Origin of the sequence: Mangrovibacter yixingensis (assembly GCF_020523985.1) — a bacterium.
GTDB classification, from domain to species: domain Bacteria; phylum Pseudomonadota; class Gammaproteobacteria; order Enterobacterales; family Enterobacteriaceae; genus Mangrovibacter; species Mangrovibacter yixingensis.
This window is the reverse complement of the sequence record NZ_JAIVKM010000002.1, coordinates 532,756-548,472: the sequence shown is the minus strand read 5'-3', so window position 1 is coordinate 548,472 and position 15,717 is coordinate 532,756. Positions and strand designations below refer to the sequence as shown.

General features: G+C 50.8%; 13 protein-coding genes. 7 read left to right on the top strand and 6 right to left on the bottom strand.

The window, feature by feature from the left end:
- Window positions 1-48: 48 nt before the first annotated feature.
- Window positions 49-1,440, bottom strand: coding sequence for a putrescine aminotransferase (gene ygjG / locus LC084_RS13220; protein ID WP_226571661.1), 1,392 nt, complete (start codon window positions 1,438-1,440; stop codon window positions 49-51).
- Between the two features lie 462 nt (window positions 1,441-1,902).
- Between ygjG and LC084_RS13215 the strand changes: the two genes are divergently transcribed.
- On the top strand, window positions 1,903-2,868 hold the full coding sequence (locus tag LC084_RS13215; RefSeq protein ID WP_226571660.1) for a diguanylate cyclase: 966 nt from the start codon (window positions 1,903-1,905) through the stop codon (window positions 2,866-2,868).
- Here the strand turns inward: LC084_RS13215 and LC084_RS13210 are convergent.
- The 5 genes from LC084_RS13210 to LC084_RS13190 all read right to left on the bottom strand — a co-directional run bounded on the left by LC084_RS13210 (window position 2,792) and on the right by LC084_RS13190 (window position 7,875).
- Window positions 2,792-3,514 (bottom strand): ABC transporter ATP-binding protein, encoded by a 723-nt coding sequence (locus tag LC084_RS13210; protein WP_226571659.1) that lies wholly within the window; start codon window positions 3,512-3,514, stop codon window positions 2,792-2,794. The two genes, LC084_RS13215 and LC084_RS13210, sit on opposite strands and share 77 nt — an antisense overlap.
- A complete protein-coding gene (locus tag LC084_RS13205; protein ID WP_226571658.1) occupies window positions 3,501-4,337 on the bottom strand; it encodes an ABC transporter ATP-binding protein in 837 nt (278 codons plus the stop codon). The genes LC084_RS13210 and LC084_RS13205 overlap by 14 nt, the downstream gene beginning before the upstream one ends.
- Entirely contained in the window at window positions 4,330-5,163 is an 834-nt protein-coding gene (locus LC084_RS13200) for an ABC transporter permease (RefSeq protein WP_226571657.1), read from the bottom strand. The genes LC084_RS13205 and LC084_RS13200 overlap by 8 nt, the downstream gene beginning before the upstream one ends.
- Complete coding sequence (locus tag LC084_RS13195) at window positions 5,163-6,167, bottom strand: ABC transporter permease (RefSeq protein WP_226571804.1); 1,005 nt, start codon at window positions 6,165-6,167, stop codon at window positions 5,163-5,165. The genes LC084_RS13200 and LC084_RS13195 overlap by 1 nt, the downstream gene beginning before the upstream one ends.
- 130 nt (window positions 6,168-6,297) lie before the next feature.
- A complete protein-coding gene (locus tag LC084_RS13190) occupies window positions 6,298-7,875 on the bottom strand; it encodes an ABC transporter substrate-binding protein (protein ID WP_226571656.1) in 1,578 nt (525 codons plus the stop codon).
- Window positions 7,876-8,215: 340 nt separating this feature from the next.
- Here LC084_RS13190 and LC084_RS13185 point away from each other — a divergent pair, with 340 nt between their 5' ends.
- The 6 genes from LC084_RS13185 to LC084_RS13160 all read left to right on the top strand — a co-directional run bounded on the left by LC084_RS13185 (window position 8,216) and on the right by LC084_RS13160 (window position 15,696).
- Entirely contained in the window at window positions 8,216-9,757 is a 1,542-nt protein-coding gene (locus LC084_RS13185; RefSeq protein WP_226571655.1) for a methyl-accepting chemotaxis protein, read from the top strand.
- 353 nt (window positions 9,758-10,110) lie between these two features.
- On the top strand, window positions 10,111-11,772 hold the full coding sequence (locus LC084_RS13180) for an ABC transporter substrate-binding protein (RefSeq protein ID WP_226571654.1): 1,662 nt from the start codon (window positions 10,111-10,113) through the stop codon (window positions 11,770-11,772).
- Between the two features lie 21 nt (window positions 11,773-11,793).
- Window positions 11,794-12,747: an ABC transporter permease gene (locus LC084_RS13175; protein WP_226571653.1), complete on the top strand. Its 954-nt coding sequence runs from the start codon at window positions 11,794-11,796 to the stop codon at window positions 12,745-12,747.
- A gap of 2 nt (window positions 12,748-12,749) precedes the next feature.
- Window positions 12,750-13,643, top strand: coding sequence for an ABC transporter permease (locus LC084_RS13170; RefSeq protein ID WP_226571652.1), 894 nt, complete (start codon window positions 12,750-12,752; stop codon window positions 13,641-13,643).
- 3 nt (window positions 13,644-13,646) lie between these two features.
- Complete coding sequence (locus tag LC084_RS13165) at window positions 13,647-14,690, top strand: ABC transporter ATP-binding protein (protein ID WP_226571651.1); 1,044 nt, start codon at window positions 13,647-13,649, stop codon at window positions 14,688-14,690.
- Window positions 14,680-15,696: an ABC transporter ATP-binding protein gene (locus LC084_RS13160; protein ID WP_226571650.1), complete on the top strand. Its 1,017-nt coding sequence runs from the start codon at window positions 14,680-14,682 to the stop codon at window positions 15,694-15,696. The genes LC084_RS13165 and LC084_RS13160 overlap by 11 nt, the downstream gene beginning before the upstream one ends.
- Window positions 15,697-15,717: the final 21 nt, after the last annotated feature.

The window sequence follows — 15,717 nt, the reverse complement described above, 5'->3', positions numbered from 1 at the left end:
GGGGAAAAAGAAATGTCCGGGCACATCATGCGTGTGCCCGGAGGCATATTATGCTGCGTCGTCTTCTGGCTCTTGTAACACCGACAGGTGCTCCAGCGCCACTTTCGCGGCTTTAAGAACTTGTTCACACTGCGACAGTTCCAGTGTCAGTGGTGGCTCAACACGAATAGTTTTCGCATTATTAAGCGTACCGGCGACCAGAATGTGTTGGCGGAACATTTCACTGGCGAAGTTATAGCCAATATCGTTATGGGTAAACTCAATGGCCATCAACATCCCTTTACCGCGGACCTCGGTAATGAGTTCCGGGTAGTCCGCTGCCAGCGCCTGGAAGCCTTCCAGTAATAACGCACCTTTTTCAGCAGACTGACGAGGCAGGTTTTCTTCCAGCAAAACATTAATGGTTGCTAACGCCGCAGCACAGGCCAGCGGGTTACCACCAAATGTTGTGGTATGCAGGAAGGGGTTTTCAAACAGTACAGAGAACACTTCTTCCGTGGCAACGGTTGCCCCAATAGGCATAACACCACCGCCAAGCGCTTTAGCCAGGCATAAAATGTCAGGTTGCACATTTTCATGTTCGCAGGCGAACATTTTGCCAGTCCGGCCCATACCGGTTTGCACTTCGTCCAGAATCATCAGTGCCCCGAATTCATCACACAGCTTACGCACTGCGCTCAGATAGCCCTCAGGTGGCAGAATAACACCGCCTTCACCCTGAACAGGCTCCAGAATCACGGCAGCAACATCGTCACCGGTTTTCTGGCATTCGCTCAGTAAGGTACGCATGGCGTCAATGTCACCAAACGGCACATGACGGAAACCTGGCACTAATGGCATAAATGGCTTACGGAAAGTGGATTTCGCTGTGGCGGAGAGCGCACCCAAAGATTTGCCATGGAAAGCGCCACTGGTTGCCACAAACGTGTATTTACCACGTTTACCCTGATACGCTTTTGCCAGCTTCAGTGCGGCTTCAACAGATTCCGTTCCACTGTTGGAGAAAAAGCTGTATTTGAGTTTTCCAGGGGTCAGTGCAGCAAGAGTTTTTGCCAGTAATGCACGCAGGGGATCAAGTAATTCCTGGCTATGCAGTGGCTGTTTTGCGAGCTGTTGCTCAACGGCGGAAACAACGACTGGATTACGGTGCCCTACATTAAAGATTCCGAACCCACCAAGACAGTCGATAAATTCCTGTCCCTGGGTGTCGACAAGCGTATTCAAACTTCCCGCCTGCCATTCTACGGCCCCGTAATCCCCGCCGGCTGTAACTGATTTGCGATACTCCAGAAAACCGGGGTTTACATGCTCTTTAAAGTATTCTCTTACCTCTCGATTAAGTGCTTTCATTTCCTCGTGATCGAGGGTGGTCTTTTCAATGATGTTCAATGCGTGCGCTGAGCAAGCGAGTGCCGACGCGCTGGAAGGTAACCTGTTCAAAATGTGCTCCTTTGGTGCGGCGTATCACACGATACTGGATTAAGTATTGCAGGGTTTACGCCATATCGTCGCGCACAATAAAAATCACGATTTTGCACTGATAAACAGAGAGAGGGCGGTTTTAAATCTCTAGTTGTAGAGTATTGCCTGGTGTTAATACTGTGTTACGTACGGTATCTGTAAAATAAAAAATGGTAAAAAATCTTTAATACATGTTTTTTTCCCTGTTTCAGAGCAATTTGAACCATTTTGGTGCAACCGATACTTGGGCATGTAATTTGATGACTGGCAGAGAATTGTGTTAAAGCCGCCAGGAACGGGAGGCCATTTAACTTCAGTTAATATTGCCGTTTGTCATGAATGCTATTTTTTAGAAAATTTATCGAGTGTGGAAATAACTGTAGTATCTTTATTCTGCTTTTGTTGCCCTGGATAGGCATAGGTAAAGTTAAGGGAATCCGTATGCAGATGATTTTTAAAATAGATAATGATTTAATTGCGTTGAATCAGGCGATAAAAAGCCATTATGAATGGGCAGGTAAACTGCTTGAGTTAGCGCTGTTAGGGGGGCAAGCGGATGAAGCCATTCTGCACCCCTCAGCTCACCAGCATTGTCACTTCAGCGGCTGGATCAACAGCAATCTCCAGGAAAACCAGCCAGCTGCTGAACTGGTATCACGTATCTATTATGCCCATGTGATTATGCATGACAGAGCCCGTGACTTGCTTCAGGCAATACTTAATAAAACCGTTAGCCCGGTAATATTGAGTAATTATCATCATGCACAGCAATTGTTTATTAATAGCATCGATAAATATAAAGAATATTTGTTCGAAAGCCGTAATCATTTGGATACGCTTACCGGTCTTCCTTTGCGGCATTTACTTTATAGCGACTTTGCATTAATGCAGAAAAGAAATCAGCATGGTGGGAAAACAATATTCATTTTATTAATGGATATAGACAGATTTAAATCGATTAATGATAACTGGGGCCATAATGCCGGCGATGAAGTATTACGCCGTGTAGCGGATATTTTACGCAGTGGTGCACGGAGTCATGAGTCTGTTTACCGTTTTGGCGGTGAAGAGTTCATTATGCTGATTGAAGCGTCATCGGGCAAAGAAGCCTGCCAGTGTGCAGCAAGGCTGTGCCGCTATTTGGAAAGCCAGCCAGTTATCCTGGGAGAGGAGCCTCTGAGTGTCACCGCGACGGGCGGAATAGTGGGGCTGAAAGAAGGGGAATCACTGCACGACGCAATTGGCCGTGCAGATAAAGCAATGTACCACGGGAAAAACACAGGGCGTAACCGTTGTATTTATATGTCAGAGATGGGGCAATTGATTAATATCACGCACCAACCTGCTGGTGAATGCCCTGGCTTAGGTCCTGGCGTGAGTACAAACGCTGAATTTTCCCCTCACTAATAAATGCGGCACGGTCTGACATATGAGCAATAACGTCGGCATCATGGCTGACCAGCACATAAGTCATGCCGTGTTCTGCTTTCAGGCGGTTTAACAAATTAAGAATCTCTGCCTGAACAGACATATCCAGTGCCGAAGTAGGCTCATCAAGTAACAAAATCCGTGGGCGCAACAGCAAAGCCCTGGCAATAGCAACGCGTTGCCGTTGCCCGCCAGATAGCTGGTGTGGGTAACGGTCTATAGCACTGGCTGGCAGCCCGACTTCTTCCAGCATACCTAACACTTGCTTACGGTTTACCGGCTCGCCATGAATAGTTAATGGCTCAGACAACGTGCGCCACAGCGTATGGTTTGGGTGAAGTGAGGCGTACGGGTCCTGAAATACCATTTGGACATTACGCCGCAAATCACCACGAAATACCTGTCCTGGCGTAAGTGAATTCCCCATCAACGACACAGCCCCCTGCCATTCACGCTGCAAACCTGCCAGAACACGCAAAATGGTGGATTTCCCGCAACCTGAAGCGCCAATCAAAGAAAATGTTTCACCTTCTTCAATTGCAAATGTTGCACCGGAGACGGCAGTTTTAACGCCGCCTTTTATCGGAAACACAACCTTAAGCTGGTCAACATTAATCATTGCCATGAGGAATTCCTTGCCAGATTTGGCTGCGGTCCAGAGTGGGAAGTGAATGGCCCCAGCTTTCTGCACTTGGGCGGCAAGTCCAGAGCGTACGAGTGTAAGGATGAGTCGCCTTCGGGAGTTCGGCAGCAGGCATGGTGTCTATCAGGTGGCCCTGGAACATCACCATCACCCGATGGCAGTGCGCTGCCACTAATGGCAAATCGTGACTTATCAGTAACATTCCCATTTTACGTTGCTCACATTGTTCAACCAGCAGCGTGAGAATTTGATCGCGCAGGCGGGCATCCAGGGCGGAAGTTGGTTCATCTGCAATAAGCACGCGGGGAGAGTTCATCAGTGCGATGGCAATCATGACGCGTTGCCCCATCCCGCCAGATAATTCCCCTGGGTAGCGTGACAAAACCGTCTGAGGAAGGCCAACAGCATCAATCAGTGCTTTGATATGCTCCAGGCGGGCTTTGCGAGGAAGTTTTTGGTGCAATGTCAGGGCTTCCTGGGTTTGCTGTAATACCGTTTGTACCGGGTTGAGCGCATAACGCGGGTCTTGCAGCACCATAGAAACCTGGTTGCCACGCAGTTGTTGCCATTGTTTTGGTGAGAGAGACAGCGCGTCCTGGTTGAGTACCTGTAAAGACTGGGCACTGACCTGGCCTGGTTTACGTACCAGCCCCATTAGTGCTCTTGCTGTCATGGATTTTCCCGAGCCTGATTCTCCCACTAAAGCAAGCCGCTCCTGGCCGAGAGAAAATGACAGAGAACTGACAACCCGGGCACCCGGATAATCAACATTAAGCTTGTCGACATGAATAAACTGTTCAGTCATGTTGTGGCTCCAGAACGTCACGTAAGCCATCGCCCAGTAAGTTGAATGCCAGGCTGGCGATAAGAATGATCGCGCCAGGGGCTGCGGCTATCCACCATTGATCGAAAATAACCTGCATACCATCGGCTATCATTGCGCCCCATTCAGCCATAGGAGGGCGGGCACCCAGCCCAAGAAACCCTAACCCTGCGGCGGCCAGAATGATCCCGGCCAGATCCAACGCCAGGCGTACAATAGCGGAAGGCAGGCACAGAGGTAAAATATGGCCAGCCAGCAGGCGTCTTCCCCGCACGCCCATCATCTCTGCGGCGGCAAGGTAATCACTGTTACGTAAACGCTGTATTTCACTGCGAGCCTGGCGGGCATAAGCAGGCCAGGTAGTGAGCGCCAGTGCCAGTGCACCATTGACCAGGCCAGGCCCGAGCATAGCAACAAAAGCAAAAGCCAGAATAAGGCGTGGCATGGACATAACGATATCGGTAATCCGCATCAACACACGTTCCAACCAGCCACCATAGTAGCCAGAAACAATGCCGACTATCAGACCAAGCGGCAAAGTGATAATGCTGACCAGTAACACCAGGCCAAGCGCCGGACGTGCGCCATACAACAGGCGGGAAAGCATATCTCGGCCATAGCTGTCAGTGCCCAGCCAGTGGTGTAAGCCAGGTGCGGCCAGGCGGTCGGCGGCATTTTGCCAATTTGGGTCTGTCGGTGCCAGCCAGGGGGCAAAGAGAGCAATAGCCACCAGTAGCACCACAACCACCAGCCCGGCAATCGCAGAAGGGGAGCGCAATAAACGGCGCCAAAATAGTGAAGCAGGCATTAGTGTGTCCTCGGGTCGGTGACGCGAACCAGCACGTCAGTCAGATTATTGATAAGGACAAAACAAACGCCGATAACCAGCGTGCCACCCATAATCGCTTTGGTGTCTCCGGCAAACAGAGCTGTTGTCAGGTAGCGGCCAATACCGGGCCAGGAAAAGACCGTTTCGGTCAGGACTGCGCCTTCTAACTGGCTGGTCCATACCAGGGCGAGCACTGTCAGTAATGTACCGCGAATATTGGGGAGTACATGTCGCCACAGAATCGTCATCTCGCTGGCGCCTTTTGCTCTGGCAAGCGTGATGTATTCTTTCCCCAGCTCACTTAAACAGGCGGCACGGGTCAGGCGGGTAATGCTGGCCAGTGCGTAATACCCTAACAGACTGACAGGTAGCACCAGGTGGCTGAGCGCATTGCGAAAGGCTTCAGGGTCACCGGAAAGCCAGGTATCAATCAGAGCGAACCCTGTGCGGGGTTCAACACTGTACTGGTAAATATCATCCAACCGGCCAGGACCTGCGCTCCATTGCAGGCGCGCGTAAAACAGTGACAGCATCAGCAACCCCAGCCAAAAAATGGGAACGGAGTTACCCAGTAACGTGAGGGTACGAATCACGGTATCAAAAAACGAACCGGCATAACGGGCGCACAAGACTCCGCATATAATCCCAGCCACCGCACCAACAATTAGTGACAGCGTAGCCAGTTCCAGCGTCGCCGGAAATGCCGATAATAGATCCTGCAGCACAGGCTGCCCGGTTGCACTGGCTGTGCCCAGGTCACCATGCAGTAAATTGACAAAGTAGTGCCAGAATTGCATGACCAGCGGCTGGTCCAGCCCTAACTGATGGCGTACTTGCTGATAAGTCGAAACACTGGCGTGGTCACCCACTATCTGTAACACCGGGTCAACGGGGGAAAGAGCAGAAAGTGAAAAGGTAATAACCAGCAGGCCCAGTAACGTCAAGACCAATGTGAATCCACTTTGCGCGAGGGTTAACAACATCTGGCGCAGTCGTCTCGCGCCTGGAGAAAATGGTGTCGCTGACATGAAAAAACTCTATTCGGGTAAGCCAGAACCAAAGATAAACCCGCACAGAGTGGAGTGCCGCTCTGTGCGGGTAAAGAGACCAGAATTATTTAGTTACGCGGTCGTAATACACCATATCGGCGTTAAGCCCTTGCTGGTAGCCTTTCACGTTATCGCGTACCACCACCTGGGTTTTCCCCTGGTCAACAAATACATAAGGTGAATTGTGCTGTAACTTTTCCTGCATCTGTTGGTACATAGACAGCCGTTTGGCAGGGTCAGCTTCAGCGACAGCAGCCAGTGTCTGCTTATTCAGTTCAGGGTTCATCCAGCCATTCAAACCGGCGACAGTGCTGGATTTGCCATCATTGTAGGCAAATGCACTGGCATTGGAGTGTGCATCAAAGTAATCCGGGATCCACAAACGAATGGCGGCCTGGTGTTGTTTGGCCCGCACTCGCGCATACACCTGGCTACCCGCGGCAGGCAGTAAATCTACTTTTACCCCACCCTGAGCAAAACTGGCCTGCATAGATTGGGCAATAGTAATAAATGGCGGTTTGTTTTCTACATCCAACGTAAAGTGGGCGTCTTTAATCCCTGCTTTGCTCAAAATAGCTTTGGCTTTTTCCGGATCAAAATGGAAGGGGTTAGTTTCGATGGCGCCAGGTAAACCAACTGGCAGGAAGCTCTGGTGAATAAAATACTGGCCTTTCAGCAAGTCTTGAGTAATGCCTTTATAGTCAACCAGCCAACGAGCCGCCTCCCAGAATGCCGGGTTCTTCAGTAGTGGATTGGCGCTGTTACCGGTATTAAAGACCAGGTAGTTCTGTTCTGCAGAAGGAATGCTCAGCACTTTCACGCCCGGTTTACCTTGCAGCGCGCTGGTCTGGTCTGCGCCCAGGTCACGGGCAATGTCGGCATCACCTTGCTGGATTAACAGACGGCGAGCGGCTGGGTCTGGAACATTCTTGATAATAATGTGCGCCATTTTAGCTTTATCGCCAGGCGAGGAAGCATTGGCATCCAGAACGATCGCCTGATGAGGCTGGTAAACCCTCATGCTGTACGGGCCACTCCCTGCTGAATGCATTTTCAGCCATGCATTACCGAAATCACTATTTTTGGCGTGAGAGGCCACTTGTTTCTCATCCACAATAGAAGCAATCGGCGTGGACAGAATATTTAAGGCAACGGCCGGGCTGACATCTGCAGTCCAGTGAATCTGCAGCGTGTGGTCGTCGACTTTCTTAAATTGTTTGGCAATATTCTCCGGCGACCAGCCCAGAACATTCAGAATAAAAGCCGGGGATTTATTCAGAGTAATAGCCCGGGTATATGACCAAATAACATCTTCAGGGCGAACCGGGTTGCCGGAGGCAAATACCGCACCATCACGCAGCGCTATCGTCAGTGTTTTGCTGGCCGCATCAGCTTTCCAACTTTCAGCCAGCACTGGAATGACTTTTTCTGGGTTATCCCGGTCAGCCTGTACCAGGCGTTGGTATAAAGATGGAATGGTTTGAATACTCGACAATTCGTTGGCTTCAGCAGGGTCAAGACTGACAAGGTCATCAAGCCCCTGGGCAACAACCAGGGTATTGGGGGGTGTGGCAGCCTGAACAGAAAAAATACTGGCAGAGAGTGCTGCCAGCAATACAGCAGGAAGGTATTTCTTGCGCATAATCATCCCAATTAACGTTTTGACATTATTGTTCACATAACGTTAGGGCTTTTAGCTCTTGAGATAAAGTCATAATGAACAAGTAATCTATGAAAATAAGTAATATCCATATAGTTAATTATTACTACAGCTACATAGTAACTTAATGAAATTATTCTATTCTTTAAATAACTGGTGGATATGCCGGTTACAGCCATGTCTATGGGAGTAACCCGATCTTATTAGTAGATAAATGAGATGGTTGTCACACAATAAACCTAAAGATAAATTTTTCAGCGCCGAAATAACAATTCATTGGAATGTTTTTAACAAACAGGCAACTGTTTTTTCGGAGCTGAACATGACTTCTCGCCCCCCAGTAACCCAGACAGAAAAAAATCTGGAAAGCTCAGCCACACTGATGTCGACCACAGACCTCAATAGCTACATTACTCATGCTAATGATGATTTTGTGAATATCAGTGGTTACCAGTTGGATGAGCTTACGGGCAGCCCACACAATATTTTGCGCCATCCTGATATGCCCAAAGCGGCATTCGCCGATATGTGGGCGACACTACGTAAAGGTGAACCCTGGACCGGAATAGTGAAAAACCGCTGTAAAGATGGCGACCATTACTGGGTTCGCGCCAATGTCTGCCCAATGAAAAGAGGCGGTAAGGTAACCGGATATATGTCGATACGAGTCGCTGCTGGCCGTGATGAAATCGCCGGGGCTGAATCTTTGTATCGCTCACTCAATCAGGGCAATAGTAAAAAGCGGATTTTCAAAGGCCTGGTGCTGGGAAAAGGTTTGTCGGGAATATTGCCACGCCTTTCAATACGCCAGCGCATAAGCGGGGTATTCGCTTCATTGTGGGCCTTATTTGCACTGCTGACCGTCTTGCAAGGTGAGCGGGGTATGATGTTGCTGGCTGAATTAGTGACTGCGGCACTGGTTATGCTGGCGGGAATGGGAATGATGGTCTGGCAGGTGGCCCGGCCAGTAGAAGATGTGGCTAACCAGGCACTGGAGGTCGCCACCGGGGATCGGCAATCAATACGCCATATGCACCGTGCAGATGAAATAGGCCGTACTTTGCGTGCTATTGGCCAACTTGGGCTAATGTGCCGTTGGTTAATGAATGATGTTACCCAGCAAATCAACACCGTGCGTCAGGGCAGTGAAGATCTTGCAAAGAGCAATGAAGACCTGAACCAGCGTACACAGCAATCGATAGACAATGTTCAGACTACAGTCACGACAATGAACCAGATGGCAGAGACAGTGCAGTCAAACTCACACACCGCAGAGCAGGCAAACCAACTCTCTTCAGATGCAAGCCAGGTTGCACAAAGCGGTGGGCAGGCAATGAAAACCGTGATCACTACCATGGATGATATTGCCGACAGCACTCAGCAAATCGGTACCATCACTTCATTAATTAACGACATCGCGTTTCAGACAAATATTCTGGCACTGAATGCGGCTGTTGAAGCCGCTCGGGCAGGTGAGCAGGGTAAAGGGTTTGCAGTTGTGGCACAGGAAGTACGCCATTTGGCGCAACGTAGCGCGTCTGCAGCCAATGAAATTCGCCAATTGATTGAAGAAAGTTCCAGTAAAGTTGAATCCGGTGCCGTACAGGTTCACCAGGCAGGGAAAACCATTCAGGATATTGTGGACCGGGTACAAAACGTTACCCAATTGATTACCCGCATCAGCCAGGCAACTCGCGAACAAGCTTCAGGGTTATCCGGGCTGACCGAAGTGGTGACGGCACTGGATGGCATTACCGCCAGCAATGCACAACTGGTGGAAAGTAACGCGCAAATTGCTGACATGGTGAAATACCGGGCAGAACGGTTGCAGGATGCTGTCGGGGTGCTATCCCCAGAGTGCTGAGTATTCATGTACCGGAAATACCCGAGTCGCCAGTTTATCGACTTCCCCCGGCCAATTCACTGCCAGGCGGTCGGGTGACGGGCAATATTATGAATGATTTTATTATTATATGTTTTCTATAAATAACATATATTTACTTTTTTAATACTGGCTATTGGTGCAACGAGTTCACTGCGATAGTGCGCTTGCACAACCCTGCCATAAGTTGCCGTTATCTGTTGCAGCCGTTAATTATTTGTAAACATAAGACAATGATCTTATTTCATTGTTTTATGAGTTATTTCTCGATTTTTCACCATTTGGTACATATTTTGCTCGATGTTTCCTGTCATTTATTTAACAGGGACATCAACATGCTGAAATTATCTTTTCCGGGCCGTAAAAGTAAGTTCGCACTGGCGCTGGGCTCTCTGGCGCTTTTGAGTAGTTCACTGGTAAATGCGTCAACGCTGCGGATTGCTATGACCGCAGCGGATATTCCCCTGACTCTGGGCCAGCCAGATCAGGGCTATGAAGGTAACCGTTTTACCGGGATCCCTTTATACGATTCACTGGTTGAGTGGGATCTGTCGCAAGGCGAAAAACCCAGTGGTTTGGTGCCAGGGCTTGCAACCGAATGGCATGTTGACCCGGATGATCACACGCGGTGGATCTTTACTCTGCGCCACGATGCTTCCTTCCATGATGGTACACCAGTTAATGCAGATGCTATTGTCTGGAACGTTAACAAGGTGCTGGATAAAACCGCGGTGCAATACGCACCAGGCCAGATTGGCAATACTTTATCGCGTATGCCAACGCTGCGTGGGGCCACTAAAATTGATGATTACACCGTCGCCCTCACCACATCAGAACCGGATGCGCTCCTGCCTTACAACCTCACGAATCTGTTTATTGTTTCGCCCACTGCCTGGCAGAAAATCTATGCGGCTATCCCGGCTTCTGATGGCGATGTTGCCACACGTAGCAAAACGGCCTGGACTGAGTTTGCCGCACATGCTGTCGGTAGCGGCCCGTTTGAACTGGAAAAACTGGTTCCCCGCCAGCAGTTGATCCTGAAAAAGAACCCCAACTACTGGAACAAAGCACGTATTCCAAAAGTGGATAAAGTTGTGCTGATCCCGCTGCCGGAAGCCAATGCGCGTACCGCAGCACTGCTGTCAAAACAGGTAGACTGGATAGAAGCGCCAGCACCAGATGCGCTCGACCAAATAAAAGCTCAGGGCTACAAAATTTACGCCAATATTCAGCCCCATGTCTGGCCCTGGCAGTTCTCATTCCTGAAAGGCTCCCCCTGGCTGGATATTCGGGTGCGCAAGGCGGCTAACCTGTGTATCAACCGTGCGGAGCTAAAAAATTATCTCGGTGGCTACATGGAAGCGGCGACTGGCGTTTACGAACCCGGCAACCCCTGGCATGGCAACCCCACCTTCAAAATCAAATATGACCCCGATACTGCACGTAAGTTGATGGAAGAAGCTGGCTACAGCGCCAGTAAACCACTGCATGTGACTGTCGCGACTTCTGCATCGGGTTCTGGGCAGATGCAACCGCTCCCCATGAACGAATACATCCAGCAAAGCCTGAAAAGTTGCTATTTCAACGTGGATATCAAAGTTCAGGAGTGGAATACCTTGTTTACCAACTGGCGGTTGGGGGCAAAAGATCCGGCAGCCAAAGGTATTGATGCGATCAACGTCAGCGCCGCTGCACTCGATCCTTACTTTGGCATGATCCGTTTCTCAACGGCGAAAGCCTTCCCACCTGTTGCCACTAACTGGGGTTATTTCGCCACACCTGAAACTGAAAAACTGGCAACGGCGGTGAAAAATGCCTTCAGTGCGGATGAAATGAATAAAGCCGCTGCTGCGCTACACACCGAGCTGGTGGATCAGGTTCCGTTCCTGTTTGTTGCCCATGATGTTGGCCCGCGGGCAATTTCACCTGCTGTGACCGGGGTTGTACAGCCGCAAAGCTGGTTTATCGACCTCGCGCTGGTGAGCAAAAAAGAGTAACTGAAAATTCAGGAGGGAAGCATGTTTCGGTCTGTCTTTTACCGAGTATTGCTGGCGGTTCCCACCATGCTGGGGGTGGCGATTATCTGTTTCCTGTTGGTACAGATTGCCCCCGGCGACCCGCTGGTTTCCGTTATGCCGCCAGACGCTTCAGAAGCACTACGTCGTAGTCTGATGCAGGCTTATGGGTTTGATAAACCACTACCGGTTCAGTTTGTCCACTGGCTGTGGCGGGCATTACATGGCGATTTAGGTATGTCCGTTGCCACCGGGCGGCCAGTATTCAGCGAGGTAATGACGGCGGTAACGTACTCGCTGCGCCTGGCTGTGCTGGCAACGCTGGTTGGTTTTTTGCTGGGAAGCCTGTTTGGGTTTGTCGCCGGTTATTACCGTAACAGCCTGGTCGACCGGTTTGCCTCGGTGTTATCGGTGTTTGGGGTCAGCGTTCCGCACTATTGGTTGGGCATGCTGCTGGTGATTATTTTCAGCGTAAAACTGTCGATGTTACCAGCCACTGGCGGTGGGCCAATTGGTGAAGTGGGCTGGGCGTGGGACTGGGAACATCTGCAATTTATGTTGCTACCGGCCATTACGTTATCTGTTATCCCCACAGGAATTATTGCCCGCACTGTGCGTTCCCAGGTCGCAGACTTGCTGAGCCAGGAGTTTATTACTGGGTTACGGGCAAGAGGGTTGAGCGAAGCGAGTATTTTTTGCCACGTAGTGAAAAATGCTGCGCCAACCGCCCTGGCTGTGATGGGGTTGCAAGTCGGTTACCTGATGGGCGGTTCAATCCTGGTTGAGACGGTATTCTCATGGCCCGGCACGGGGATGTTGCTCAACACGGCAATTTTCCAGCGTGATTTACCGCTGTTACAGGGAACTATCTGGGTTCTGGCGCTGTTTTTTGTGTTGCTGAACTTGCTGGTGGACATGCTCCAGTCTGCACTTGATCCGCGAATTAAAAGGAGCTGAGGATGGTTGATTCTGTGACACCAAAAGCACCTGATTCATTGCCTGTTGTGCCAGCTTCAGATGGTTACTGGTCTGGTGTTGCCCTAAGGCTGGCAAAAGACCCCGGCGGTATGTTTGTCGCTGCCATCATTGTGGCCTTGCTCTTTTTAGCCCTGGCTGGCCCCTGGCTGATAACCAAAGACCCTTACCAAACATCCATGTTTTTGCGCCTTAAACCCATTGGGACTGATGGTTTCCCCCTGGGTTCTGATGAACTGGGGCGAGACATGCTGTCACGGTTGATTCTGGGTACGCGGTTATCGCTGTTTATGGGGATTATGCCGGTAATCCTGGCATTTTTTATCGGCGGTACGATAGGCATCGTGGCCGGGTATGCCGGAGGCTGGGTCAACAGTGCCATTATGCGCACTGTGGATGTCTTTTATGCTTTTCCCTCCGTTTTGCTGGCCATTGCGTTATCTGGCGCGTTGGGGGCCGGGATTGGGAATGCGTTGTTATCCCTGACCCTGGTGTTTGTGCCCCAGGTTGCCCGTATTGCTGAAAGTGTTACCGCGCAAGTGCGCAATATGGATTATATCGATGCGGCAAGGGCTACTGGGGCGAGCGCCTTTACCATTATTCGCGTTCAGGTGCTGGGCAATGTCCTCGGGCCGGTATTTGTGTTCTCTACCGGGTTAATTTCAGTGTGCATGATTCTGGCATCTGGCCTCTCTTTTCTCGGCCTGGGAGTACGGCCACCAGAACCCGAATGGGGGCTGATGCTCAATACATTGCGCACGGCAATTTATACCCAGCCCTGGGTAGCGGCTTTACCAGGCATGATGATTTTCATCACGTCTATCTCCTTCAATATTCTTGCTGATCGCCTGCGTTCAGCCATGGCCATTAAGGAGTAACGGATGCAACCTTTTCATAATCAGGACATCGGCGGGCCAGCACAGCCCCTGTTACGTGTTTCCGGGTTGGTGAAGTATTTCCCGGTTCGCAGCGCAAAAGGTCGTGTGCAGGTTCAGGCTGTTGATGACGTTAATTTTGAAGTCAAAAAAGGGGAAACACTGGGTGTGGTGGGGGAGTCTGGTTGTGGTAAATCTACTACTGCCCGGCTATTAATGCAGTTGCTCACCCAGGATAAAGGCGAACTGGTGTTTGACGGGCAGAGTGTTGGTTCTGCGGCACTGTCCATGAAAGCATACCGCCGGCAGGTACAAATGGTTTTTCAGGACAGTTACGCTTCGCTTAACCCCCGTATGACCATGGAAGAGAGCATTGCATTTGGGCAGCGGGTACATGGTGTTTCTGCGCGTGAAGCCCGTGAATATGCCCATTATTTATTGGCCCATGTTGGGCTGGAGCCTGCGCGCTTCGCCGGGCGCTATCCCCATGAGTTATCTGGTGGCCAGCGACAGCGTGTGAACATCGCCCGTGCTCTCGCAATGAAGCCGCGCATGGTGATTCTTGATGAAGCTGTCTCGGCGCTGGATAAATCCGTGGAAGCACAGGTGCTGACACTATTGCAGGATTTAAAACGCACCCTGGATTTGACCTATGTGTTTATCAGCCATGATTTGCATGTTGTCCGCTGGTTATCCGACCGGATTTTGGTGATGTACCTTGGGGAAGTGGTGGAAGTGGGGCCTGCTGAGGCATTGTTTACCGGCGCGGCTCACCCTTATACCCAGGCGCTGCTGAGTTCCATGCCATCAATGGATCCTAACCAAAGAACCCTGGCTTCGCCTTTATCCGGTGATCCTCCCAGCCCCATTTCACCTCCGGCAGGTTGCCGGTTTCATACCCGTTGCCCACAGGCAAAACCCGTTTGCCAACAAGTAAAACCCCGGTTGACTGCGGTGAGTGAAGGCCACCAGGCCGCCTGCCTGATGGCTCAGCCTGGCTCACCCTGGTATGGCGAAATTTCAGTTCGGGAGGTGCACAGTGCCGCATGAAGCCTTTGTTGAAGTGAATGATTTACATGTGACTTTTACACGTGGCGGGCAAACCATCCAGGCGGTAAACGGCGTCTCTTTTGATGTTCAAAAAGGCGAGGTGATGGCGCTGATTGGGGAATCTGGCTCGGGCAAGAGCGTTACATTACGCGCGCTGATGCGCCTGCACCCACCAGATAGCACACGCATAAACGGCAAGATTCATGTCGGGGGCGAAGATGTGCTGAACATGTCTTCAGCGGCATTGCGCCAGTACCGTGGTGCAAAAACCGCGATGATTTTCCAGGAGCCTCTGCTGGCTTTCGACCCGGTGTATACCGTGGGGCAACAAATTATTGAAGGGTTACGCCGCCACGAAGGTTTGTCACGTTCGCAGGCGCGGGAAAGGGCGCTGTCTGCATTGCAACAAGTGAAGATCCCAAGCCCTGAAAGCCGCCTTGATGCCTGGCCCCATGAAATGTCTGGTGGGATGCGCCAGCGCGCCATGATTGCACTGGCTTTGTCCTGCAACCCAAACCTGTTACTGGCTGATGAGCCCACAACGGCACTGGATGCTACCGTGCAAATTCAGATCCTGATTTTGTTGCGTGAACTGCAAAAGGCGAAAGGGCTGTCCATTATTTTTGTCACCCATGATATGGGCGCGGCAGTCGAAATCGCCGACCGGGTTGCTGTGATGTATGCCGGGCGCATTGTTGAAGAGGCTTCTCTGGAGGACATCCTCGCACATCCCCGCCACCCATACACCCAGGTGTTGCTTGGCAGCCGCCCAAGAGCAGGTTTGAAAAAAGGCGATGCGCTGTATTGCATCCCGGGCGCTCCACCTGATTTAGCTCATTTACCTGAAGGTTGCGCATTCGCCAGCCGTTGCCCCCATGCCAATGCTACCTGTTCACAAACGGTGCCTGAAACTGAATATGCCGCGCAGCGCCATCGGGTAAGTTGCCACCGTTGGCGCTCACTGGTGCAGGAATCGGAAATAGAAACGGCAACTCAGTTGGCATAAACCTAAAAAAGAGGTGATAAA

Coding starts and splice junctions, on each gene's coding strand:
- LC084_RS13185 (WP_226571655.1), top strand. CDS start 8,216: ATGACTTCTCGCCCCCCAGTAACCCAGACAGAAAAAAATCTGGAAAGC.
- LC084_RS13210 (WP_226571659.1), bottom strand. CDS start 3,514: ATGGCAATGATTAATGTTGACCAGCTTAAGGTTGTGTTTCCGATAAAA.
- LC084_RS13170 (WP_226571652.1), top strand. CDS start 12,750: ATGGTTGATTCTGTGACACCAAAAGCACCTGATTCATTGCCTGTTGTG.
- LC084_RS13205 (WP_226571658.1), bottom strand. CDS start 4,337: ATGACTGAACAGTTTATTCATGTCGACAAGCTTAATGTTGATTATCCG.
- LC084_RS13165 (WP_226571651.1), top strand. CDS start 13,647: ATGCAACCTTTTCATAATCAGGACATCGGCGGGCCAGCACAGCCCCTG.
- LC084_RS13215 (WP_226571660.1), top strand. CDS start 1,903: ATGCAGATGATTTTTAAAATAGATAATGATTTAATTGCGTTGAATCAG.
- LC084_RS13175 (WP_226571653.1), top strand. CDS start 11,794: ATGTTTCGGTCTGTCTTTTACCGAGTATTGCTGGCGGTTCCCACCATG.
- LC084_RS13180 (WP_226571654.1), top strand. CDS start 10,111: ATGCTGAAATTATCTTTTCCGGGCCGTAAAAGTAAGTTCGCACTGGCG.
- LC084_RS13195 (WP_226571804.1), bottom strand. CDS start 6,167: ATGTTGTTAACCCTCGCGCAAAGTGGATTCACATTGGTCTTGACGTTA.
- LC084_RS13190 (WP_226571656.1), bottom strand. CDS start 7,875: ATGCGCAAGAAATACCTTCCTGCTGTATTGCTGGCAGCACTCTCTGCC.
- LC084_RS13200 (WP_226571657.1), bottom strand. CDS start 5,163: ATGCCTGCTTCACTATTTTGGCGCCGTTTATTGCGCTCCCCTTCTGCG.